Source organism: Chryseobacterium sp. SORGH_AS_0447 (assembly GCF_030818695.1).
Lineage (GTDB): Bacteria > Bacteroidota > Bacteroidia > Flavobacteriales > Weeksellaceae > Chryseobacterium.
The window spans coordinates 1,976,938-1,999,643 of record NZ_JAUTAR010000001.1 but is presented as its reverse complement, the minus strand read 5'-3'; the positions used below and the strand labels follow the sequence as shown (position 1 = coordinate 1,999,643).

The window sequence follows — 22,706 nt, the reverse complement described above, 5'->3', positions numbered from 1 at the left end:
GGCAAAAATCGGGAATTTTTTTGGAATTTACTAATTTGAGCAATGCAGATAACCGACTGTCCAAATAAAATTTGAAAAGCAGCTCTCCACTTGCACAAACATAATAAATACTCTCCTCAAATTTAAAATAAATGAATGCTGACACGAACCGGACACTCGCGCCAGCCAGATCAATTATTTTATCTCCATCGGCACTTCCATCAAAAGGATCTCCGTATTTTCCGAAGTCACTTTTATATTGATTTCCGATACATCGCAGATACCGAAGCCATCTTTGGCTCCCAATTGCTCGCCTGCGATTCCCGCACTTCCTTTGATGATAAAGGCATAAACCCCGTTGCCTTCTTTCTTGACCCGGTAATCGGTTTCGATACCGTTTTCAAAGGTTCCCAGGTGGAACCATGCATCCTGATAGATCCAGATTCCGTCATCGTCAGGATCAGGAGAAAGAATCTGCTGAAACCTATTGTGGCTTTTGGTCATGTCCAGCGTCATCTGGTCGTACCTTGGAGTGACGTTTCTTTTATTCGGATAGATCCAGATCTGCAGGAATTTCCCAAAACCGCCTTCATCTTTACTGAATTCGCTGTGCATAACACCGGTTCCGGCACTCATTACCTGGACATCGCCTCCTTTTATCTCCGTCTTGTTACCCAGGTTATCTTCATGAATAAGTGTTCCTTCCAAAGCGATACTGATGATCTCCATATTGTCATGCGGATGGGCTCCGAAACCTTTTCCGGATACGATAGCATCATCATTTAATACCCTCAGGGTCCCGAAATTGATCCGTTCAGGATTATAAAATTCGCTGAAGCTGAATATCTTTTCACCGGAAAGCCAGTCCATTTTCGTTATTCCGCCGGAACCAGCCCGGTGAATGACCCGCTTTTCCGGATTCCTGTTTTCTGCATAAAGGCCTTCCACTTCACTGCGCAACAGGCCGCTGCCGCCACCGTAATGTTCGATTACCTTTACCTCTTTATCAAGATCCTCACAGAAAGCGATGATATCTTTTTCAAAACGGTCTTCCAGGCCGGAGCTCAGCAATACGATATCTACCTCATGGTTTGTGATGAAATCGCGGCTTTGGCTTTCATCACTGAGCGTTTCGGCTTTCCAGCCTTCATTTTTTTCAATTACTCTTTTCAGGGTATCCAGGATCTCCTGATTTTTTCCGATCACTAAAAAGTTCAATGTTTTCATTTTGATTTTGATTAAAGGTTAAATTGCATAAAACAGGATGGCTGATTGTAATGCAAAGTCTGCTAAGTTTCTTTTTAATGTTAACTTAAGATTCACAAAAGCACTTCGACAAGCTCAGCAAAGACCAAAAAGGTTTTTCCATGACTGCTCCAAATTAATTTAAAAATGATTCAGACAGCCTTTTACAGCTGCTCTTTCAGCCATACATCGCTGTATTCATCGGGACGTCTTTTAAACTGTGCATGAACATACGGACACAACGGAACAATTTTCAGATGGTGCTCCCTTGCGTAGCCTACCAGTTTTTCAAGAAGAATCTTAGCAAAACCCCTGCCTTCGAATTCTTCACTTACTTCCGTATGATATACGGTAAGCTTATCGCCGATCACCGAAATATCCATTTTACCGGCTTTTTTATCGTCTGAGAAAAGCTGAATTTCCCCTCTTACGTTTCCTAAGACAACTTCTGTTCTTTCCATAATTCTGATTTTAATGTTACCGTAAAATTACGGGGTTTAAAATTCCCTGTTCATGATCTATGGTAATTTTTAATGGGATTCAAAGAATCGACCAACGGGATATTGTAGTTCAAAAAATCAGTTGATGGCTACGTTCTGCATGATTCCGATTTAAATCAATTTAAATATTAAAAATTTAATTAAATTTAAAATATTAATAATCAGATAATTAAATACACAAACAATAATTTTCTGTAAAAAAGTCTACTTTTTTAGTGGACTAATGGAAATTTATGCCTTATATTTGCAACCGTAATCAGGACATAAAAAATAAAATGAAGTCACTCATCAAAACCAATACAGTAAGAAAGCATACCATCAAATCCATGATGATGTATTGCTGTATGCCTGACATACGATACTGCGGTAGTTGACCTTACTTTTATATGACATATTTTTAAAGGCTCTACCCCGTTGTAGAGCCTTTTTTATTTAACAGGAACAGCATTAGAATAATGATAGAGATAAAGAACATTTCAAAGACATTCCACCGGAAAGACCGTTCTTTTAAAGCGCTGGATGATGTCAGCCTAAGTATTGAGCAGGGCGATATTGTAGGCATTATCGGGTTTTCGGGCGCCGGCAAAAGCACCCTTATCCGGACGGTGAATGTGTTGGAAAAACCGGATGAAGGCGAGATTATCATCAACGGAAAAGATTTTACCAAATTAAGTTCCGGTCAATTGGCCAGAGAAAGGAAAAAAATAGGGATGATCTTCCAGCATTTCAACCTGCTTACTTCCCGGACGGTTTTTGAAAACATTGCGCTTCCGTTGGAACTGGACGGTGCCGACAAATCGAAAATCAGGCAAAAAGTAAACGAACTCCTGAAAATCGTAGGCCTTGAAGATAAGGCGCAGGAATACCCCAAAAGCCTTTCCGGAGGACAAAAACAGAGGGTGGCCATCGCCAGAGCCCTGGCCAATGATCCTTATCTGCTGCTTTGTGACGAAGCAACAAGCGCCCTGGATCCGGCTACAACCCAATCGATCCTGCAGCTGCTGAGGGACATCAACCAAAGATTGGGCATTACCATTCTGCTGATCACCCACGAAATGGAAGTCATTAAATCGGTCTGCAACCATGTAGCCGTGATCGACAAAGGGAAACTCGTCATCAAAGGAACTTTATCCGAGGTTGTCTCCAATAAGGAACATCCGATCATCAAACAATTTTTAAACTCAAGTGTTATGACCATACCACAGGAACTGAATAAAAAACTACAGCAGGAACCGCAGGAAGGACTGTTTCCTCTTGTAGAGGTTGAACTGAATGAACATATTTCTGTTGAAGACCTGCTCTCCATCGTATACGACAAATATAAAATCCCTTACAAATTGCTGAAAGCAGATGTAGAATATCTGGGGCATTCCAATTTCGGGAAACTGCTGCTGCAGCTTCAGGGTGAAGAGGAGAAGAATCAACAGGCCATCTATTATTTCAACCAGAATAAAATTCAAAATACGGTAAGAGGATATGCTTAGTGAGACGGTAATTTCCCTTCTGTCGAAGGGAATATGGGAAACGGTTTTTATGACCTTCGTGTCTGGATTTTTCGGGTTTGTATTGGGCCTGCCGGTAGGAATCCTTCTGTTTCTGACGAGAAAAGGCCAATTGCTGGAAAACACCGTTTACAACAGGATATTATCCGTACTGGTAAATATTTTCCGATCCATTCCTTTTATTATCCTGATTGTATGGATGATTCCTTTTACCAGAAGCCTGGTCGGAACATCTATCGGCGTCAATGCGGCCCTGGTTCCTCTAAGCATTGGTGCAGCCCCGTTTATTGCAAGGCTTGTGGAAAACAGCCTGCTGGAAGTTCCTTACGGACTGATTGAAACGGCAAGAGCATTGGGCGCAACTCCCTTACAGATCATCCGTAAAATATTACTGCCGGAAGCTCTGCCTTCACTGATTAATAATGCAACGATTACTTTAATTACTCTGGTCGGCTATTCGGCTATGGGTGGTGCCGTCGGAGCCGGCGGATTGGGCCAGATCGGGTATCAGTACGGGTACATTGGGTATGATGCCGTGATAATGAATCTGGTACTGGCACTACTTGTCGCATTGGTTTTTATCATTCAGTTTTCCGGAGACCGGCTGGCAAAACGGTTTGACCATCGTTGAGTCTGGGGGGTTAATGTTGGAGGGTTGGAGAGTGTAAGGGTTGGAGAGTTTGGGGGTGTAAGTGTGTGAACGCTTTGAAAATATAGTGTGAATGTGAAATAGTGTGGTGGTTGGAAAACCGGCCATCAATCGGCGGAAAAGGAACTCATAAAGGTAAAAGCCATATTTATTATTTAAAATTAAAGAAACCTATCCTTTTTCGCCGTTTTTTGAAATTGTGCTTTCGAAGACGTTTTGATTCTGTCGAACAATTTAACTAAGCAGACACTACCCTGCTTTTAAATTATCAGAAGCTGATGTGATCGTCAGGAACTTCTATCAAATAAGAAATGAATTTTGTATGGAGTACAAATTTGTTGAAACTAAGTATAAGAAAATAATTTACAATGAAAAAAATAAAGTTTTTGAGTTTTCTGGCAGCCGGTATGATTTTTTTTACCGCCTGTAATTCTTCAAAAAAAGATGATCCGAATTTTATTAAAGTCGGAATTACTTCAGGGCCCGAGCAGGAAATTGCCGAAGCCGCTAAAAAAGTGGCCAAAGAAAAATATCATCTTGATGTAGAGCTGGTGGCTTTCAATGATTATGTAGTTCCCAACGAGGCGCTGAACAACGGAGATATTGATGCCAACGCCTTCCAGCATGTTCCTTACCTCACTGAGCAGTCCAAGCAGCGCGGATATAAACTCGCGGTGGTCGGGAATACGTTTGTCTACCCGATCGTTGCCTATTCGAAAAAAATTAAAAACATCAGCGAGCTTCAGAACGGAAGCACGGTGGTGATCCCCAATGATCCGACCAATGGCGGACGTTCATTGCTGCTCCTTCAGAAATACGGCCTCCTAAAATTAAGGGACGGCATTGGCTTACTGCCAAAAGTTACCGATATTGTCGGAAATCCCAAACAGCTGAAAATCCTGGAAATTGAAGCGCCACAGCTACCGCGGGTACTGGATGATAAAGAAGTTGTGCTTGCCATCATCAATAATAATTTTGCCGCCCAGGCCGGACTGGATGCCGATAAACAAGGCATCTTAAAGGAAGATAAGGATTCGCCCTACATGAATGTCATCGTTTCCAGAGAAGACAATAAAAATTCGGAAAAGGTAAAAAATTTCGTAAAGGCTTACGAATCGGACGAAGTCGCGAAAAAAGCGGAAGAGATATTTAAAGGTGGTGCGGTGAAAGGCTGGTAAAGTATTGAATAACCAATCGTGAATCCTTCACCGATTTATCTTTTTAGTTGAAAGGTTCTTGTATTGTTCATGATAATTACTGTTTCTATTTTTTGTTTAGACCATTTATTGGGAGAGTCTCAGACAATCCCCGGCAGACAGGCAAACCCTGTCTGCTTTTTTATTTATTCTTTTGAAAGAAATTGCAGTTTTTTGGAACCTATTTTTTATTTCATCGGATTTTATCCGATGCCGATATAAGCCGTTCTTTCAGGACTTCACTACAATCACCGGAAGTTACCTCAGATCAGACCGAATGTCAGGGATGCATTATTTGCTGACTTTGAAATTATTGTTATCGTATTTTGGCCCTCTTTTAAAATTCTATCTGAATCGAACTCTACCTGTATATCCGGATTTATGTACTCTGTTCATAAATTATTAATTCTAATTTTTTAAAAAATCCAACCTGTTGATTAATAATCAATTGTAAAATAAATTCTTTTGCGTTTTAAAAAAAGTGAAAATCTCATTTACTGCAAAGACGGGTTTGAAAGCCCAAAACAGTCGTCTTTTGGTTAAAGGTAATTGTATGTTTGCACCATAATACTAAACGAAAGAAATATGATAAACAAAGTATCGGCTATTTTAAAGAAAAGGCTACTAATGATAACAAAAATACAGTTCTCACCGCCCATGCTACAAACCTAATCACCATGTAAAATTCAGATCACCTCATTTGATGCGTGAAGAACAATCCGTACTCAATTTGTAATAGAAATAAGATTTCAGCAATAAATGGAAACGGTAAAAAGTTGTGATGGTTCAGTCAACCGTATACAAGCAACTAATTGCCAAAGAAAAAACGGCAATACATGTTAAGGTTCCTTAGCTGAGAATTTATCAAACCAAAACTTTAATAGACAAAAAAACATGAATACCCCTTTAAATACAATACTAAACTGGTTTCAAACCGGCGATTTTCCAACGGAAGAACAATTTGTAGCTTCCTGGTCCTCTTTCCGTCATAAAGACGATTTAATTTCAGCAGATCAGATTTCAGGACTTTCCACGATGTTCCAACAAACAGCGACCGCAGAAGCGCTGAATACACACATCGCCGATCCTAACGCACATGCAGGCTATCTGGCTAAATTGGATGCTACTAATTTGAGTACTGTCCACCGGAACGCATGGCGTTCTAAACTGGGTGTTGGCGATATCCCGGCGAATGTTGCTCTGGTAGACCAGAATCAGGATTCGGCCGTTTACAGTAAAGCTCAGGTTAATGCTTTGTACATGCTGGTTGCTGATTTTGTTCAGAATGGTAAAATAAGAGCCGATAAGATGGAAAGTTTAGGATTAACTGAGCTGATAACGGCAACGGAAACAAGCCTGTCTGCTTTCGTAACCGCTTCCGGAAATTATACCTTCGAGAAAAACGATTTTATTGCTATTCCTATCAATGGCAATTATTCGCTGTATATGTTTAAAGGTGGCGATAAGAAAACTTCTGCAAACTATCTACCGACAGGACTAACGAATATTACGATTTCGATGGTGGAAGGGCTTCAGACTGCTTTGAACAGCAAGTTGGATAAACCTTCCGGAACGGGGAATTATTTTATCCGCCAAAACGGATCATCAACATCATTGGTTAATATCCAGCCCACCAGCTATTATTTAAATTTCTGGAACGGTAATGATTTTGCGGCATCCAATGCTTATTTTACTAATAACAAAATAGGTTTTGGTACACAGACTCCCACGGAGATGCTGCATTTGAATGATGGAAGAATAAGAACAAAGTCTGTTGTTTTGGATTCTAATACGGAAACGTTACCAAATCAGCTGACTTCAGATGGAAATAAGCTTTACGGATCAAATTCTTCAGGAAATAAAAGGCCGGTAATGTTTCAGGACTACACTGCGGAATTAGAATTATGGCAGGGTTTTAATGATGCGCAAAAAACAGCGCTTAAAACAGTAATGAATGGAGGCTGGACTACCCAAGCCATGAGTGTTGCTGTTATAAGTCCCCCATTAACAGATAATACCGACAAAAATTCGTGGTTCACCATAAAAGGAGCAAACCTCAATTTAAATCCAGCAAACTTCAAATTAGAATTGATGGACAGATTAGGTACAACAGTAATAGCCGAAATTCCATCAAATCAAGTTCAAACTTATTCTTCAGGACTGGATTTGGTATTTTACTATAACTTTAAAAATATTCCTATTGGAATTTATCGTTTAAGAATATGGAATGGGGTGGCTTACTATGTAACAGAAGCTGTATCCACTTTAACAGTCGTAAGCAAATTAAATCCGCTATCGCTGGGCACGTTAACCTGGGAAACGTTATTAAAAACCCCTGGTGTTTCTAATGTTGCAACAGGTTCGGGCAATGGAATTAACTTAACCGTAAGCTCCGATAATTATCCCCCTAATGGATCACAGGAAATTGTAGCAAGTATTAAATCTTCTCAATTAGTGGGAGCAGATACTAACTTTTATCTGAAAGGTAATGTCACAATTTTTGGTGGCTCTGGTGATAACGGAGGTGGAATTATTGGTTTAGGCAATCAGTCCACTTTGAGTTTTTCAAATAACAACTCAGTCTTTTTAAAAGCTTATTGCGGTATTGTTCGGACTTGGAAAATTTTTAAAGCCGGAGTATCAGGACAATTTTTAACTATTGAGGATCAAGCAAGTTACCCAACTAGTCATTCAGCTGAATTTGTTATAATCAGATATGGTAATAGTTGTACCATGATTTTAAAGAATGCCGCGGGTACGGACATTGTATTACAGACTATATCTACAGAAGCTCTTCACATTTACGGATATTCTCTTAACGGTAATAATAATCAGGGACCTTCAAGATTCGAAGTAGGTTTTACCGAAGGTTATGAATTTTAAAAAGTAATCAAGGCTAAGAGTTTAATGAGATTAATAATACTTAAATTAAAAGCATCCGGACCGGATGCTTTTATTATTTCTAAAAATTAATCATGAAATACGGAAACAAAGATTTTACTTAGGACTTTCATCTTTTCATCTGTATTTTTCTCAATTTGAATAACTGAACTATTGCTCTTAGCAGGCTGGTCATTAATAACCATTTTCTGTAAATATTTATTTTCTCAATTTGAGACTATAAATATTTTTGCTATTTTTGTTTCCAATCAAATAAAGGCTTTATGTTAAAGAAAACTGCCATTGTAAGTTTATTCACTTTTATTTCTGTTTCTTATATGGCTCAAAATACTTCGCTTCCTGTTTATCTGGATGAAACAAAACCTGTTGAACAGCGGGTTCAGGATGCCCTTTCAAGAATGACGCTGGAAGAAAAGATAGCGATGCTCCATGCCCAGTCGAAATTTAGTTCTCCGGGGGTTCCGAGACTGGGAATTCCTGAATTCTGGACCACCGATGGCCCGCACGGGGTACGTCCTGAAGTGATGTGGGACGAATGGAACCAGGCGGGATGGACAAATGACTCCATTATTGCCTATCCAGCCCTGACTGCCCTTTCTGCGACATGGAACAAAAAAATGTCTTGGAATTATGGGAAAGCACTGGGAGAAGAAGCCCGTTACCGGAAAAAAGATATTCTTCTTGGGCCAGGCGTAAATATTTACCGGACTCCACTGAACGGAAGGAATTTCGAATATATGGGTGAAGATCCTTATTTAACCTCAAAAATGGTGGTTCCGTACATTAAAGGGGTACAATCCAACGGGGTGGCCACTTCCGTGAAGCATTTTGTACTGAATAATCAGGAGATGTTCCGTCATACCAGCAATGTGAAAGTGGATGATAGAACGTTATACGAAATTTATCTGCCAGCTTTTAAAGCAGCGGTGACAGAAGGTGATTCCTGGACGATCATGGGAGCATACGATATGTACAAAGGCCAGTATGCCAGCCAGAACCAATACCTTCTGAATGACATTTTGAAAGGAGAATGGAAATACAAAGGCGTGGTGGTTTCCGATTGGGGTGCGGTAAACAATACCGAACAGGCGATCCGTAACGGACTGGACCTGGAATTCGGAAGCTGGACCAACGGTCTTTCGGCGGGTACCAAAAATGCCTACGACAATTATTACTTGGCGAAGCCCTATTTAGATTTAATCAAATCCGGGAAAGTCGGCACCAAAGAACTTGATGATAAAGTGACCAGGCTTCTGAACCTGGCCTATAAAACCACGATGAACCGGAACAAGCCTTTCGGGAATATCGCTTCCGAAGAACATAAAGCAATAGCGAAGGAAATCGGTGAAGAAGGCATCGTGTTGCTGAAAAACCAGGGGAATGTACTTCCTGTGGACATCAACAAGGCAAAAAGAATTGCGGTCATCGGAGAGAATGCCATTAAGATCATGACGGTTGGCGGCGGCTCTTCTTCACTAAAAGTAAAATATGAAACCCTTCCGCTGTATGGCATCAAAGCCCGATTCGGGAAACAGGCGGATGTGCAGTATGCCAGAGGATATGTAGGGGATATCGGCGGCGAATACAACGGGGTAAAATCCGGTCAGGATTTGAAAGACACCCGTTCCCCACAGGAATTGCTGAATGAAGCAGTAGAACTGGCTAAAAAATCGGACTACGTTATTTTCGTCGGCGGACTGAATAAAGCGGACTTCCAGGACAGTGAAGGAAACGACAGAAAAAGTTACGGATTGCCTTATAACCAGGACAATGTAATTTCGGCTCTGGCGAAAGCAAATAAAAACCTGGCCGTCGTACTGGTTTCCGGAAATGCAGTAGCGATGCCGTGGATCAAAGAAGTTCCAACGGTGGTTCAGGCCTGGTATCTGGGCTCGGAAGCCGGAAACTCCATTGCTTCGGTATTAGCGGGCGACACCAATCCGTCCGGAAAACTTCCGTTTACCTTCCCGGTGAAGCTGGAAGACAATTCGGCTCATCAGTTGGGAGAATATCCGGGGAATAAGGAAGAGCTGGCTGCCGATAAGGGTAAAGACCAGAAAAATCCGATTAACATTACGTATAATGAAGGAATTTTAGTCGGTTACAGATGGCACGATACCAAAAAAATCAAGCCGTTATTCAGTTTCGGTCACGGGCTGAGCTATACGACTTTTGAGTTCGGAAAGGCCAAAGCCGATAAGAAAACCATGTCTCAGGACGATATCATCACCTTTACGGTTTCGGTAAAAAATACGGGAACAAGACCCGGTGCAGAAGTCGCTCAGCTGTACATTTCAGATCTTAAATCTTCGGTCATGAGACCCGCTAAAGAGTTGAAAGGTTTTGAAAAGGTGTATTTAAATCCCGGTGAACAGAAAGAAGTTACCTTCACCATCGACAAAACGGCTTTAAGCTTCTTCGATGCCCAAAAACACGAATGGGTAGCAGAGCCGGGAGATTTCGAAGCACAGATCGGAAATTCCTCAGATGCCATCAAAACGAAGGTGAAATTTACCCTGAAGTAATTTTACTTATTTATATTTCCAAATGTGAATGCCCGGATACTGTCCGGGCATTTTTTGTTTAAACTTTTCATATAACCACAAAAGTTTGCAATATTTTTAACTGATTTAGTTGATTGACCTTAAACCTCAATGATCAGTTCCTTTTCATAACCATTATACTTTTCACTGATATAGCCGTGCGGATTGCAGATGATCTCCGTATTTCCGATATTGTATCTTTTTGGCGTGTGGATGTGGCCATGGATCCAGTACAGCGGCTGGTGTTCTAAAATAAAATCTTCCAGATCCGAAGCATAGGCCGAGGTAAGCGGATCTTCCTTAAAATATTCCGGGACCGACTGTAAGCTCGGCGCATGATGGGTCACGACGATATTTTTCATGCCTCTGGAGCTTTCCAGACTTTCTTTTAGCCAAAATCTGGAAAACTGGTGAATTTTAAAGATGTCGATCGAACGCATTTTAGAATAGGACGGATCGCGCCTGATCTGCCTGTAATCGTTCATTCCGTTCTGGCAGACAAACCCGTAATACCGTGGATCACCGAATATCGAAAAGTCGGTCCACAATGTGGCTCCGTAAAAACGGATGCCTTCAATATCTACGAAATCGTTTTCCAGCACCGAGATATTGGAGTTCTGTGCCGCTTCTTTTATTTTATTCAGGGTTTTAGGATAAGCGCCTTTGTAATATTCGTGGTTGCCCAGAACGTAAATGACCGGTTTGTCTGTGATCTTGGCTTTGATCCATTCGATTCCCCTGGTTCCTAAATTTACATCCCCAGCCAAAACCACAACGTCCGGCTGATCGAAGGAAAGGTCGGTGAATCCGAATTCCTGGTGAAGATCGCTGATGATCTGTATTTTCATCCTGCTAAAATAATGAAAGAACCAGTATGTGGCACCGGTTCCTTATGAAATATCATGTAACGAAGTCAATCATTTTATGAAACAGCCACTTCATCCCGCCGGATTCTCACGCTTCTGATGATGAAATACAACAACATGCCCAGTGCAAAGACTGCATAACCGATGAGGATTACAATACTTAAATCTCCCACGGCATTACCTGAAGGAAAAACCTGGCTCATCAATGTCAGGAAAGATAATCCCAGCCCGGCACCCAGGAAATAGCTGGTAGAACCCAAACTGGAGGCCACTCCGTAACCCGATGCATCAACATCCTGAATGCCCAGAACGGATAAAGCCGTAAAGCAGAAGGTCATCCCGATTCCCGAAATACAGGCCGCTCCGGATAATACCAACGGCAGCGGATGTCCAAAATGTACGGAGGCCAATAACAGGACCGCTCCGGCCAGCATAAAAATCCATCCGAAAATCCCCATCTGTGCGGAATTCAGCCTTTTAGTGACATGAGGCAGAATAAACTTCGCCACCAAAGCCGACATGATGCTGAAAGGCACCAGCATCAATCCTGCAGAAGCCGCACTGTGATTCATGTCTTTTTGCAGCATCAGTGAAATCAGGAATAAAAACCCGATAAAAAATGCCCCCAAAGCCACGAATGCCATATTGGAAACCACCAGAGACTGATGCCTGAATAAGTGAATATCAATTAAAGGTTCAGGAGCGGATTTCAGTCGGTAGATCACCAGAAACAGCAGTATTCCTGCGGCTGACAAAGATCCGATTACCAGGTATGTCTGCTCCTTGATATGGATCAGTTCATGCGCTCCATACGTAAGGCTTAATAATCCTAAGACCAGCAATACACCAGACAGCAGGTCGGTCTTTTGAGATTTTCCCTTCTCATCTTTCGGAAGGTACCGGTAGGCAAACACCAAAGTAATGAGTAAAACCGGAACATTGATCAGGAATACCCAGTGCCAGCTCAGATAAGTGCTGATGATTCCTCCCAACGACAGGCCGCTCCCCGACCCGATGGCCGCGAAAGAACTGAAAATCCCGATGGCACGGCTCCGTTCCCGCTCTTCTTTAAAAGTATGGGTAACAATCGACATGGCAGAAGGCATGATAAAAGCCGCACCTAATCCCTGTAAAGCCCTGAAAACAGCCAGTGTTTCAAATCCCGTTGACAAACCGGCTCCTAAAGAGGTCAGCATAAAAATCAGGGAACCCCAAAGAAAAACTTTCCTGTGCCCAACCTGGTCGGAGAGTTTTCCGCCGATAATCAGAAATCCGCCGAAGAACAGAACATACAGGGTTTGCAGCCACTGCACCGTCTCCGCACCGATCCCGAATTGCTCCTGAATGGAGGGAATGGTAAGGTTGATGATGGCAATATCCAGTGCTTCTACAAATGTTCCTGCCGACGCAATCATCAGGATCAGATTCTTTCTTTCCATAGAGTTCATTTATGCTGCAAAATTAAAATTAACAGAACATATGTAAAAATTATATAGTAAATTTGGAACACATTTGTATTTTAATTCAAATAAAAAGAACTAACATCCTTTTATTCATAGTTTAACTTCAAGAAACAGGACAAATGACCGCAGAACAATATACCGTTGACGAAAAAGATCTTTCCATTCTCCGGATTTTACAGAAAGACGCCAAACTGAGCATCCGTGACATTGCCGCCAGAATCAACCTCAGCCCCACCCCAACCCATGAACGGATCAAGAGAATGGAAAAGCTGGGCATTATTAAGGAATATACTACGGTGATCGACCGGAAAAAAGTGGATAAGGGAATGATGGTGATCTGTATGATTGCCCTTAATGTTCATAATAAAAAAACGGCAGGAAAGTTCATCGAAGAAGTCGGCCGACTAAAAGAAGTGGTGGAATTTTATAACATCAGTGGCGATTTCGATTTCATGCTGAAAATCCTTGCACCGAATATGGATGCGTTTCATGAGTTCTTCGTCAATAAACTATCCGAAATCGAAGGCATCGGACAGACCAAGAGTATTTTCGTGATGAACAGCATTAAGGAAAGCGCTCAGATTTTGTAGTACGCTTGAAGGAAAACCGATCAAAGCGTTTGTTTTCATTTGATAAAATCCGTATCTTCAATCATCTAAAAATAACCCCATCATGCCGTGGAATCCTGACGTTTACAACCAGTTTAAAAATATCCGCTTTAAGCCTTTCTTTGACCTTTCGGATCTGATTACGGATGAAAAAGATATGAAAGCCATCGATCTCGGATGCGGGACAGGTGAACAGACGGCCCTTCTCACTGAAAAATTCCCACAATCCATTTTTACAGGAATTGATTCGTCCCCTGAAATGCTGGCCAAAGCCGGAAATCTTCAGCATGAACGGCTTCATTTTAAGCAGATGACCACAGAAGAGGTTCTGGAAAACGATGAAAGCTGGGACCTGATCTTCAGCAATGCGGCCCTGCAATGGTCTGATGACCACCAGGAATTATTCCCGAAATTGATCTCGAAACTAAATCCGGGCGGTCAATTAGCCGTACAGATGCCGTATCAGCCGGGAAATCTATTGAATCGGATTCTTTATGATCTGGCTTCGGAAGAACCGTTCAGCAGCCAATTGAACGGTTGGAACATCCACTCTCCGGTTTTAACCCTTGACGAATACGTCCAAATTCTTTTCGAGAACGGATTAGAAGATATAAACGTCTTTCAAAAAGTATATCCGATCATTGCCGAAGATCATGATACGTTGTTCAATTTTATTTCCGGATCGGCATTAATCCCTTATCTGGAAAGGCTGGACCCAGATCAGCAAAACGTTTTCACCACCGAATTCAAACAAAGAATTGCAGAAGCATTTCCGAAGTTCCCGGCGGTGTATTCTTTTAAAAGGATTTTGATGTATGGGCGGAGGGATGAAGTTTAAAGTAAGGGCTTTGTTCAGAAGGGTTTATGCCCAAAAGTAGATTTTAAGGATTGCTTTTAAAATTATTTTGCTCTCCGTAAAACAAATGGTCCTTCTGTTAAATCTTTTTAGATGAGTTCTGATAGTAAGATTCAATCTTTCAATCGTATTCGTTCCAAATCTTTTGGTTGAATGAATTTCTTTTGGGATTAGATATTGATAATTTCTGAGCCTGTCTGTAAAAACCTGATTCGCTTTTGAGTTTACCAGTGTCTTAATTTCCGGTATGCATGGTAACTGTAAAATTCTATAAATCTTCTGTTGCAGTTTTTGCAGAAATACTATTGCTTCTTTGTTGTTCTGTTTTTAATGATATTTTTCGAACAGCAATACCTACAATTGTTTTTATCACTAACGCTGTGATATATGACCAATATACTTTTAATACTGCTATTGATAGTTCGTTTTCTGTTACAAAGCAAAACTATATAAATAAAGTTCTGGAAGAAGAAAGATAAAAGCCACCTTACTCGGTGGCTTTGACGTTTAGTAATTCTATTTTACCATTCTCTCCATTTCTCAGTGATATCTTCATTCAAAGAATTATACTTCATTTTATGACTTGCTAAAATTATTATTTCAGCAATCTGCTCTCTTTCATTTGTTTCTATTAAAGAATGATCACATCTCTCATTTAAAGCATTTAATTTTAAAACCGTAGATTTTACAATTAACAGTGCTTCATCTTTTGAATGGGTTTTGAAAATGTTTATTACAAAATTTGATAATAAAGATACACACTCATTAACATCTTTTTGAGAATAAGAAGGGTTGGCTTCTTTCATATAATTTTCCATTGACTTCTTTAATTTGACGATTAAATTATCAATTTCTTTATCTCCCGTCGATATCATTTTGCCTGCTTGTATTTGTGTTGATTTAGAAACAGATTTTTTTTGTCCATACATGGTTAGATTCAAGATTGCGAATATTGTTATAAATATGCTTTTCATTTTAAAGATTACTACTTCTATTTAGTTATATTATTAATAATTTCCTTTAGATCGAACTGTTCAGGCGGTAAAAAGAAAGTTTTATTTTCTAAAGTCAAAGTATCTCCTTCAAGTTTAAAATTCTTAAAATTAGCATCCATCATTATCTTCCAGACTTCCTCATACTCTTTAAGAATAAACCAATTTCCGTCGGACTCCCTTACTAAAGCTAATTTTGCTATTTCCACCGAAGTATCCATCACAATACTGTATGTTTCTTTGTTGTACTTCAGTTTTTTCTTGAATAAAAGACTTGTATACTTCCATTCTTCTTTTCTGAGTTCTTCTAATGAATTGATAACTTCTGATTTGTCTACCAAAAAATAATCGTCGGATAAATTATTGAAAAGTACTTTCCATTTCTCTATCAAAAAATCCTTCTTGCCCTGATCTGATAAAGCATTCCAATCTATATGTTTTGCAGACACATCTAAATTGACAAGCCCTTCCCATACTTTTTTTTGATAATAGTTTTTTTTTAAATTTTCAATATTATCTGACTCTAATTTATCTGAAAAACAAAACATCACTTTACTAATTTTTTTTTCACGATTAAGTTTATCTTGAATCGCAGATATCATTAAAATTTCAAGCAAAGTTCTGTAATTACCTATTTGATTATACTTTTCAGATGAGCCTGCATCAAATGTGAACCATATATTTCTCATTATTAATCCTTGATAATTTCTCTCAAATCGAATTGTTCAAGCGGTAAGAAGAATGTACTGTTTTCAAAGGTCAAAATATCTTCTTCAAGTTTAAATTTCTTAAAATTGCCATCCGTCATTATTCTCCAGACTTCTTCGAACTCTTTAAGAATAAACCATTTTTCGTCGGATTCTCTCACCAAAGCCAATTTCGCTTTTTCCACTGAAATATCCATCACAATGCTGTATGCATCTTTATTGTACTTCAGTTTTTTTTTGAATAAAAGACTGGTATGTTTCCATTCCTCTTTTCTTAGTTCTTCCAGTGAATCGATAACCTCAGATTTATCTACCAAAAAATAATCGTCGGATAAGTTATTGAAAAGTACTTTCCATTTCTCTATCAAAAAATTTTTCCTTTCCTGATCTGAAAATGAACTCCAATCTATATTTTTTGTAGATATTGATAAATTTACTATACCGCCATTAACCTTTTTTCCGTAATAAAGCTCTTTAAAATATGCTATATCATCTCTATTTAAATCACTATAGAACATTAGCATAATTTTTTGCGCCTTCTTTTCTCTATTGATTTTATCTTGAATTGCTGGAATCATCAGAATCTCTAATAAGGTGCGATAGTTAGCTATCCCATCATATTCTTGTATATTTCCAGTATAAATCGTAAACCAAATATTTCTCATTACTTTTTTATTTTCCAAATTTATCTATAAGTCTTGTAACGGCATCTGCATAAGGGTAACGCTGTGCATAAGGCATTTCTCCAGAATTTTGTGTATATGCCCAGACATAGTATTTTTCATAAATTAAAGCTGTTTCTCTGTCTACTGGACCTTGCAAAAATTTCCAACGATGTGGACCCTCTCTGACATAATCTCTATTCAATCCGAAAATTTGACTTTGAGGTCGGCTAGTGGGATCATTCTGTCTTGTAATTCCAAATTTAGCCATTTTCTCATTGCCTGATATTGCATATACATAATATCTCTGCGGCGGAGCTTCATCTTTAATGGATAACAAAGCTCCTATATAAAGTGCTCTTGTAAGTACGGTTGCAAAAGTCCCCCATCCTGCTGAGGAAGAAGCCGCTAATGCTCCGGAACCTATTACACCTGTTCCAACGCCTTCCACTGCAATCCCACTAAGTAAGGCTTTTGCTGCTATACCCGTAATAATTCCTCCAGCTAATAACTTATTTACTTCATATTGAGTGAAAGGGTTTTTCGGTCCGGGCCCAGCTCCAAATTGAGTAAAATCAAACTTTGAAAAATCCCGAGTACCACCATCTCCTCCTGTTAATGCATCAAGCAGTTCTCCAACTGTTAAAACACCAGTAGTTCCTCCACCAACTACAAAGCCTGCTCAACTTTTTCCTTGCGCGAGGGCTTCTTTTCTTCGTGTGAACTTTTACTTTTTTTGAACGCTGCTCTGTCCACCAGTGCCAAAAATAGGGATTTAAACTGAACAAAAAAATGGGGTTTCACTGTTTTTTATTTCAATTGAAAAAAATAAGGTTGATTTTCTTTCATCAAGTTCATTATGTAATAAAAACGGTTTTTAAACCACATATTTATTAAAGTATTGTATATGCATCGTATTTCGGCTTGTAATAAAACAAGCGTGCAACTATATTTGCAAGACAATGAATGAGTCGATACTTTTTCTCGGAATGCTTTTCTTAGTTATTCTAGCAATGATAAGTTTTGTCATTGTTTGTAGAAATGCAGGGAAGTAAAAAGTGACTGCGTGAACAATAGTAACGCAATCACTTCACTTTAATTAATGTTTTTAGTCCGCTCTGACCAGCGGACTTTTTATTAAAAGGTATACAAATATATACTTTCTTTTGATTTATTTTGCGGTTCGGGTGGTTTTGATGTTGCCGCCGGTGTAAATGTGGACTTGTGGGAAAAAATGCGCAGGGTTCAGCTTTGGCTTTTTTCCATAAATCCACATTCTTTTGATGACTAATGTTTCTGGTCGACGGTGTTTTAAATGGCCAAAACCTTTAATTTAACAGTCGATTATTTAATCGGGGAAGGTGAGATTTCTTCTTACGACAAAGAAGTGATGAAGCGCATTGAAGATATCGACAAGCTCGATCCTGCAACCAAAGAACACCTGTTCTTTCTGGTAGATAACATCATCCAGAATTTTAAAACGAAACAGGCTTTTTCTAAATAATAAACCCCACCGCATTGCGGTGGGGTTTATTATCTACAAGTACGAACGGATACTCGCGCAAGCTAGGGCTTTGACAAATTACGCATCGTTTATCCTATAATCCATGATTTTTTTTGCAATTTCATAATGTGATAAATTCTTATATGCATTAACGTAATCTATTGTTATTTCTTGAAGCATTTCTAAAGGAAATAACTCAATAAACTTTGTTCCGCTTTTTTCAAATATAAGTTTCCCATCTGTTTCTTCAATCCCAAAAATTGAAACTTCTGAGTTTATATCTAAAGATTCTTTTAAACAAGCAATAAGTGCTTCAGATTCTCTATCAACATTCATCTCAATTAGTAGATTATCAAGCTTTACTGTATCAATTAAATAATCAATAAAATTTATAAAATTCATCTTTATTTATTAACTTCAATTAAAATATTTCTAGTTCATTATTTTCAAATTTATACAAAAACTCTGAAAACGAATTAGCGAGTAAAATAGCATCACTTTCTTCCATCCCGATGAATGGTATTGAATAAATATTATTGTTTTCTTTATTAATAAAAATTCCTACACCACCTCCATTAGTTCCAATAGCTATAAAATTTGGGACAAATTTATCAGTTTCATATTCCTCATTAATTTTTTCCAATTCCTCTAATGGAAATAACTCAATATATCCATTTTCAGAGTTAATTTCATTGTCTTGCAAATTCTCCATAAAAGAAATATAATCTTTAGAAAACTCAAAGTTGCTGTTCATAATTTATGGTATTTTATTAACTGCTCTCATATTATTATTCCACCAAGGGGTAACAACTTGTCTATGATAATCTCGTGGAATTGCGACTTTATTCATTGGATCTGTTGGACTTCCACCGAATTTAACCGGGTGTATTTCATATATTTCTAATCCTTTATATAATTCAGGATTAGCTCTTCTTATCAACTGATTAGCTTGACTTGCAGCTTTTCTGGCGGCTTCATATTCAGCTCCTTCTAATAATCTAAATGGTATGGGTTATTTTCTCCAACTCCTTTTTCACAGCAGGAAGTAAACATATCTTTCCTGTATCAGCCATTTCTTTTATACTAGCTTTAGATAATAAATTGTTGATGAAAGGTAATATACAATCTTTAAAGAGTACTTTTAAGAGTTCAATTCTATCTGTCTCACTAATAGAATTATCAAAATTCAAGACATCAAGATCTCTCATTTGATTTGTAATATCTCCCATAGGACTTTTTATTAAATTTTTCGATGGAGAATGTTTCAGACCAAAGATCCCTTGGATAAATATCTTAACATTTAAATAATAACTATCTGAAAAATTTGATTTTTGCAATTCAAGTATGGCAATGCATTCAGAACTTTCTTTATACCATCCTCCAAATGCTTGTTTAAAATCGTTGGATTTAGCTATTTCGCCAAATACTGATTTAAATTCTTTACTATTCATGATTTTTAATAGGTTTCTAAAACAGTTCTCCATTGTATACCCTTTAACATTGGGTACCTTTCTATAGTTGCAGGTGACTGAATTTCTTTCAAATACATTTGAAGTTGTCTCTCGCCAGCGTTCATTGACCTAGGATTGTAAGGCTTCAATTCATAAATTACACCATTTTCGATGTCTAGAAAATCTATTCTCTTACCACTTGGCAGTCTAAATTCCTTAATCCCACTTTCTCCTACCTTGTATGCGCTATGCATTTGTCTTCCTAAAGATAAACTTGATTTCGTATACTGAACTTCGGTTTCGATGATCGCTTCCTCAATTGCGTTGACACTATTTCCATATCCGCCCCACATTAATCCGCCACCGCTTCCTTCATCACGTAGAATTTCCATGTGGCTGCTGTTCACATTTCGGGCAAATCGATCAAGCCAGCTTTCACCTGCATTATATGATGGGTTATCTCTCCATGCTCTATATTGTTCTAATGCGCTTTCTCCATTGGCATTTACATTTGCATTTCTAATTAGTCCAAACAGCCTTGTTTGTCCGTAACTCATCGGAACTTTCTCCAGTGGTCCAAACTCTTGTATTGTCCCTGATACTTTTCCTCTAAATAGGCTTCTAAAGAAATTACCTATTCTTTGTATTAATCCCGGTCCAGTACTGCTTTTAGGGCCAGGTCCACTTCCCCCACCGCCGCCACTGTTATAAATGGCATAGAAATTCCCAAGCATATCTTCCTGGCCCATGAATTTCAAAATATCCGAAGTGCTTCCCGTTCCTCCCCGCGCATAATAATCCAGCATACTCCCCGGAGCCATAGTCGGTGGTATAGAATCAGGGCTCCCTGTAGGCGCCTGAATCTTCCTGCCATCCGGATCGATAAACCGGATCGGGTTATTTGCTGCATAATTATAAGGAGTCAGTCTTCTGTATTGATCAGCCAACGGATCAATCACCCCCCATCTTCCGATGTCAGCCATATACATCCTGGCCCCGTAATCGCTCCAGCCCGTTTCCTTCTGCAATTCTTTTCCGTTATACTGGTAGCTTTAAGAAGGATTGCCTGCCGTCTGGTTGTAGCCTTCTTACTTCAGCCCAAACGGGTAAAAATTGTTTTCTTCAAGAACTTCTGCGCTGTATTCACAATTCTCTTAAAAATTGTACAACTGTAAATATAACTACTGTTTATAAAAGAACGTATTAACATAAAATAAAACAGGCAACCATTTTGATTGCCCATTTTTATTATTGTTTAACTCAATATTTTTTAAAATAAAAAGTATTAATCTTTATTTCTTATAGTAAACAGGACCATTTTTATCTATTCTCTTTGGAAAAAAATATTTCAAATCGTCATCTGAAATTAACGGATTGCATTCCTTAGATTTATTTTCATTTATATTTATTTTTGAGATATTACTTAATATATCATTTATATCTTCAATAACTGCATTACCTTTTAGATCAACATGTTTAAAACTGCAATAGTTTTTAATCTCTTGTATTGTTATCCATGACGTATAATCGCCTTTTTCTGGAGGGGGAGGTGGCATATAATAATATTCCATTAAATACTCATAATTAAAATCTTTATCTACTATTATCATCGAAGGAATAAACATATTCTTATCATGAGATCCCGTAAATAATTTAATATTATAAACAGATTTTTTATCATGTTCAATACTTTGCTTAAATAAAGTAAGTATTCCTTTATTGTATTTTTTAGAAAAAAAGATAAGATTTGCTATATCAACAGTTCCCACACCTTCACCAAAGTCAAGTCCCCTTCTATCTAAAATATAAAATACACTGTATGAGTTATTATCTAATATTTTTATAATATCGTTTTTCTCAGTAGTCAAATTAACCGAAAATTTTTTATTCTCTATGTCTGCCATTTTCATTTGAGAAAAAACATTCATATAAAAAGTTAAGGCTATTAATATTATTATTTTATTTAATTGTTTTGACTCCATATTTTGTCATAATTATATTAAAATTTGTTTGAGTAGCTACTCCATCTTTATACCAAACCCACCCATGTTCATATCGTTTTTGAGAAGTTTGATTAAAACCAATGAAATCCTGAAATCTTATTTTTCCTCCAATGGGAAATAAGCTTGAAAAATCCCTGTTTGCAAAAATATCTCTGGATTTTACTAAAGAGGAAAGTCCTGTCCCAAAAAGTGTATCATTTGCTGAGAAACAAGCTCCCATGATTAGATTTTTCCCATCTCTAACATAATCGCCAATCCCAACAAGACTATCTATACTGCTTTTTTTATCAGCAGTTAATTTACCCGAATCAGCAATATACTGCTGAATATCTGTTCCATATATTTTTTCAGTTTCAATGTTGGTATAAAAACCTGTATCATCTTTTAGTATGTATTCACCCGTTTGTGGATCACGAAGAGCCTCTCCCTTTTCATCAAAAGTATAACGTTTGCCTACTAAACCATGTGCATTAATATAAATATTATCAGCCTGGTTATTCCCTAAATATTTCGTTAGTTTCATTAAAGCATCGGCAAGGCTTGACGCATCAATAACATGCCATCCGTTATCTTCAAAATCGCTATTTACAAAATTTCCAAGATTCTTTTCATCGCCTCTTATAAAATTAATAATGATATTTACCAATGTTGTATTTCCCCCACCATAAACTCCTTCACTTCCTTTCTTGCTATACCCGAAAACGTCTTTCCCTATAAATTCTTCATAAGATCCCCACTGCGTATAACCGCCGTTTCCGAAAAAGTCCAGCAGCCCGCCTCTCGGGATATCTGAGGTTACCGGCTCCGGATTGTAGGCCTTTCTTCCGTCTGGATCCACAAACATCACCGGGTTGTTCAGAGCATAATTATACGGGCTTACCCTGGTTGTGCTTTCCGCCAGCGGATCCAATATGCCCCATCTTCCGATATAAGCCATATACATCCTGGCCCCGTAATCGCTCCAACCTGTTTCCTTCTGCAATTCTTTTCCGTTATACTGGTAGCTTTAAGAAGGATTGCCTGCCGTCTGGTTGTAGCCTTCTTGCTTCAGCCCAAACGGGTAAAAATTGTTTTCTTCA

General features: G+C 38.5%; 22 protein-coding genes and 1 pseudogene. 8 read left to right on the top strand and 15 right to left on the bottom strand.

Features of this window, described 5'->3' with window-relative positions:
* Window positions 1–174: 174 nt before the first annotated feature.
* Window positions 175–1,206, bottom strand: a complete 1,032-nt coding sequence (locus tag QE422_RS09355) for a pirin family protein (RefSeq protein WP_307457193.1) — start codon at window positions 1,204–1,206, stop codon at window positions 175–177.
* 182 nt (window positions 1,207–1,388) lie between these two features.
* The gene (locus tag QE422_RS09350; RefSeq protein WP_307457190.1) at window positions 1,389–1,685 is read right to left on the bottom strand and encodes a GNAT family N-acetyltransferase; all 297 of its coding nucleotides are present in this window, start codon (window positions 1,683–1,685) and stop codon (window positions 1,389–1,391) included.
* Window positions 1,686–2,179: 494 nt separating this feature from the next.
* Between QE422_RS09350 and QE422_RS09345 the strand changes: the two genes are divergently transcribed.
* The 5 genes from QE422_RS09345 (at window position 2,180) to QE422_RS09325 (ending at window position 10,497) form a co-directional block, all read left to right on the top strand.
* Complete coding sequence (locus tag QE422_RS09345) at window positions 2,180–3,208, top strand: methionine ABC transporter ATP-binding protein (protein WP_307457188.1); 1,029 nt, start codon at window positions 2,180–2,182, stop codon at window positions 3,206–3,208.
* Window positions 3,201–3,857, top strand: coding sequence for a methionine ABC transporter permease MetI (metI, locus tag QE422_RS09340; RefSeq protein WP_307457186.1), 657 nt, complete (start codon window positions 3,201–3,203; stop codon window positions 3,855–3,857). The genes QE422_RS09345 and metI overlap by 8 nt, the downstream gene beginning before the upstream one ends.
* 386 nt (window positions 3,858–4,243) lie before the next feature.
* Complete coding sequence (gene metQ, locus QE422_RS09335) at window positions 4,244–5,053, top strand: methionine ABC transporter substrate-binding lipoprotein MetQ (protein WP_307457183.1); 810 nt, start codon at window positions 4,244–4,246, stop codon at window positions 5,051–5,053.
* Window positions 5,054–5,965: 912 nt separating this feature from the next.
* Window positions 5,966–7,954: a hypothetical protein gene (locus tag QE422_RS09330; RefSeq protein WP_307457179.1), complete on the top strand. Its 1,989-nt coding sequence runs from the start codon at window positions 5,966–5,968 to the stop codon at window positions 7,952–7,954.
* Window positions 7,955–8,235: 281 nt separating this feature from the next.
* A complete protein-coding gene (locus QE422_RS09325) occupies window positions 8,236–10,497 on the top strand; it encodes a glycoside hydrolase family 3 C-terminal domain-containing protein (RefSeq protein ID WP_307457175.1) in 2,262 nt (753 codons plus the stop codon).
* Window positions 10,498–10,616: 119 nt separating this feature from the next.
* Here QE422_RS09325 and QE422_RS09320 read toward each other — a convergent pair whose 3' ends face one another.
* A complete protein-coding gene (locus QE422_RS09320; protein WP_307457172.1) occupies window positions 10,617–11,363 on the bottom strand; it encodes a metallophosphoesterase in 747 nt (248 codons plus the stop codon).
* Window positions 11,364–11,437: 74 nt separating this feature from the next.
* Window positions 11,438–12,820 (bottom strand): MFS transporter, encoded by a 1,383-nt coding sequence (locus tag QE422_RS09315; protein ID WP_307457169.1) that lies wholly within the window; start codon window positions 12,818–12,820, stop codon window positions 11,438–11,440.
* A gap of 143 nt (window positions 12,821–12,963) precedes the next feature.
* On the opposite strand from QE422_RS09315, the gene QE422_RS09310 reads away from it, so the two are divergent.
* Together QE422_RS09310 and QE422_RS09305 are read left to right on the top strand one after the other, a co-directional pair.
* Window positions 12,964–13,434 (top strand): Lrp/AsnC family transcriptional regulator, encoded by a 471-nt coding sequence (locus QE422_RS09310; protein WP_307457165.1) that lies wholly within the window; start codon window positions 12,964–12,966, stop codon window positions 13,432–13,434.
* 82 nt (window positions 13,435–13,516) lie between these two features.
* Complete coding sequence (locus QE422_RS09305) at window positions 13,517–14,290, top strand: methyltransferase domain-containing protein (protein ID WP_307457162.1); 774 nt, start codon at window positions 13,517–13,519, stop codon at window positions 14,288–14,290.
* Between the two features lie 24 nt (window positions 14,291–14,314).
* On the opposite strand, the gene QE422_RS09300 is transcribed toward QE422_RS09305, so the two are convergent.
* From QE422_RS09300 to QE422_RS09280, 5 genes are all read right to left on the bottom strand, one after another.
* Window positions 14,315–14,539 carry an IS1 family transposase gene (locus QE422_RS09300; protein WP_373463438.1) on the bottom strand — a complete coding sequence of 75 codons (225 nt, stop codon included), beginning with the start codon at window positions 14,537–14,539 and terminating at the stop codon, window positions 14,315–14,317.
* 290 nt (window positions 14,540–14,829) lie between these two features.
* Complete coding sequence (locus QE422_RS09295; RefSeq protein ID WP_307457159.1) at window positions 14,830–15,282, bottom strand: hypothetical protein; 453 nt, start codon at window positions 15,280–15,282, stop codon at window positions 14,830–14,832.
* A gap of 17 nt (window positions 15,283–15,299) precedes the next feature.
* Window positions 15,300–15,989, bottom strand: a complete 690-nt coding sequence (locus QE422_RS09290; RefSeq protein WP_307457156.1) for a hypothetical protein — start codon at window positions 15,987–15,989, stop codon at window positions 15,300–15,302.
* 2 nt (window positions 15,990–15,991) lie between these two features.
* Window positions 15,992–16,690 (bottom strand): hypothetical protein, encoded by a 699-nt coding sequence (locus tag QE422_RS09285; RefSeq protein WP_307457154.1) that lies wholly within the window; start codon window positions 16,688–16,690, stop codon window positions 15,992–15,994.
* A complete protein-coding gene (locus QE422_RS09280; protein WP_307457153.1) occupies window positions 16,680–17,120 on the bottom strand; it encodes a hypothetical protein in 441 nt (146 codons plus the stop codon). The genes QE422_RS09285 and QE422_RS09280 overlap by 11 nt, the downstream gene beginning before the upstream one ends.
* A gap of 864 nt (window positions 17,121–17,984) precedes the next feature.
* Between QE422_RS09280 and QE422_RS09275 the strand changes: the two genes are divergently transcribed.
* Window positions 17,985–18,173, top strand: a complete 189-nt coding sequence (locus QE422_RS09275; protein ID WP_307457149.1) for a hypothetical protein — start codon at window positions 17,985–17,987, stop codon at window positions 18,171–18,173.
* A gap of 78 nt (window positions 18,174–18,251) precedes the next feature.
* Here QE422_RS09275 and QE422_RS09270 read toward each other — a convergent pair whose 3' ends face one another.
* From QE422_RS09270 to QE422_RS09240, 6 genes and pseudogenes are all read right to left on the bottom strand, one after another.
* Window positions 18,252–18,575, bottom strand: coding sequence for a hypothetical protein (locus tag QE422_RS09270; RefSeq protein WP_307457146.1), 324 nt, complete (start codon window positions 18,573–18,575; stop codon window positions 18,252–18,254).
* Between the two features lie 19 nt (window positions 18,576–18,594).
* Window positions 18,595–18,927: an SMI1/KNR4 family protein gene (locus tag QE422_RS09265; RefSeq protein WP_307457143.1), complete on the bottom strand. Its 333-nt coding sequence runs from the start codon at window positions 18,925–18,927 to the stop codon at window positions 18,595–18,597.
* A 244-nt stretch (window positions 18,928–19,171) separates the two neighbouring features.
* Entirely contained in the window at window positions 19,172–19,624 is a 453-nt protein-coding gene (locus tag QE422_RS09260; protein WP_307457141.1) for a DUF4304 domain-containing protein, read from the bottom strand.
* A 5-nt stretch (window positions 19,625–19,629) separates the two neighbouring features.
* Complete coding sequence (locus QE422_RS20010; protein WP_373463352.1) at window positions 19,630–20,652, bottom strand: RHS repeat-associated core domain-containing protein; 1,023 nt, start codon at window positions 20,650–20,652, stop codon at window positions 19,630–19,632.
* Window positions 20,653–20,916: 264 nt separating this feature from the next.
* A complete protein-coding gene (locus QE422_RS09245) occupies window positions 20,917–21,606 on the bottom strand; it encodes a hypothetical protein (protein ID WP_307457138.1) in 690 nt (229 codons plus the stop codon).
* Window positions 21,584–22,618 (bottom strand): annotated as a pseudogene (locus tag QE422_RS09240) (RHS repeat-associated core domain-containing protein); the annotation flags it as partial. The gene QE422_RS09245 and the pseudogene QE422_RS09240, both read right to left, overlap by 23 nt.
* Window positions 22,619–22,706: the final 88 nt, after the last annotated feature.

Excerpts from the sequence above, each read along its gene's own strand:
- QE422_RS09355 (WP_307457193.1), bottom strand. The coding sequence starts at position 1,206 with ATGAAAACATTGAACTTTTTAGTGATCGGAAAAAATCAGGAGATCCTG.
- QE422_RS09350 (WP_307457190.1), bottom strand. The coding sequence starts at position 1,685 with ATGGAAAGAACAGAAGTTGTCTTAGGAAACGTAAGAGGGGAAATTCAG.
- QE422_RS09345 (WP_307457188.1), top strand. The coding sequence starts at position 2,180 with ATGATAGAGATAAAGAACATTTCAAAGACATTCCACCGGAAAGACCGT.
- metI (WP_307457186.1), top strand. The coding sequence starts at position 3,201 with ATGCTTAGTGAGACGGTAATTTCCCTTCTGTCGAAGGGAATATGGGAA.
- metQ (WP_307457183.1), top strand. The coding sequence starts at position 4,244 with ATGAAAAAAATAAAGTTTTTGAGTTTTCTGGCAGCCGGTATGATTTTT.
- QE422_RS09330 (WP_307457179.1), top strand. The coding sequence starts at position 5,966 with ATGAATACCCCTTTAAATACAATACTAAACTGGTTTCAAACCGGCGAT.
- QE422_RS09325 (WP_307457175.1), top strand. The coding sequence starts at position 8,236 with ATGTTAAAGAAAACTGCCATTGTAAGTTTATTCACTTTTATTTCTGTT.
- QE422_RS09320 (WP_307457172.1), bottom strand. The coding sequence starts at position 11,363 with ATGAAAATACAGATCATCAGCGATCTTCACCAGGAATTCGGATTCACC.
- QE422_RS09315 (WP_307457169.1), bottom strand. The coding sequence starts at position 12,820 with ATGGAAAGAAAGAATCTGATCCTGATGATTGCGTCGGCAGGAACATTT.
- QE422_RS09310 (WP_307457165.1), top strand. The coding sequence starts at position 12,964 with ATGACCGCAGAACAATATACCGTTGACGAAAAAGATCTTTCCATTCTC.
- QE422_RS09305 (WP_307457162.1), top strand. The coding sequence starts at position 13,517 with ATGCCGTGGAATCCTGACGTTTACAACCAGTTTAAAAATATCCGCTTT.
- QE422_RS09295 (WP_307457159.1), bottom strand. The coding sequence starts at position 15,282 with ATGAAAAGCATATTTATAACAATATTCGCAATCTTGAATCTAACCATG.
- QE422_RS09290 (WP_307457156.1), bottom strand. The coding sequence starts at position 15,989 with ATGAGAAATATATGGTTCACATTTGATGCAGGCTCATCTGAAAAGTAT.
- QE422_RS09275 (WP_307457149.1), top strand. The coding sequence starts at position 17,985 with ATGGCCAAAACCTTTAATTTAACAGTCGATTATTTAATCGGGGAAGGT.
- QE422_RS09270 (WP_307457146.1), bottom strand. The coding sequence starts at position 18,575 with ATGAATTTTATAAATTTTATTGATTATTTAATTGATACAGTAAAGCTT.
- QE422_RS09265 (WP_307457143.1), bottom strand. The coding sequence starts at position 18,927 with ATGAACAGCAACTTTGAGTTTTCTAAAGATTATATTTCTTTTATGGAG.
- QE422_RS09260 (WP_307457141.1), bottom strand. The coding sequence starts at position 19,624 with ATGAATAGTAAAGAATTTAAATCAGTATTTGGCGAAATAGCTAAATCC.
- QE422_RS09245 (WP_307457138.1), bottom strand. The coding sequence starts at position 21,606 with ATGGAGTCAAAACAATTAAATAAAATAATAATATTAATAGCCTTAACT.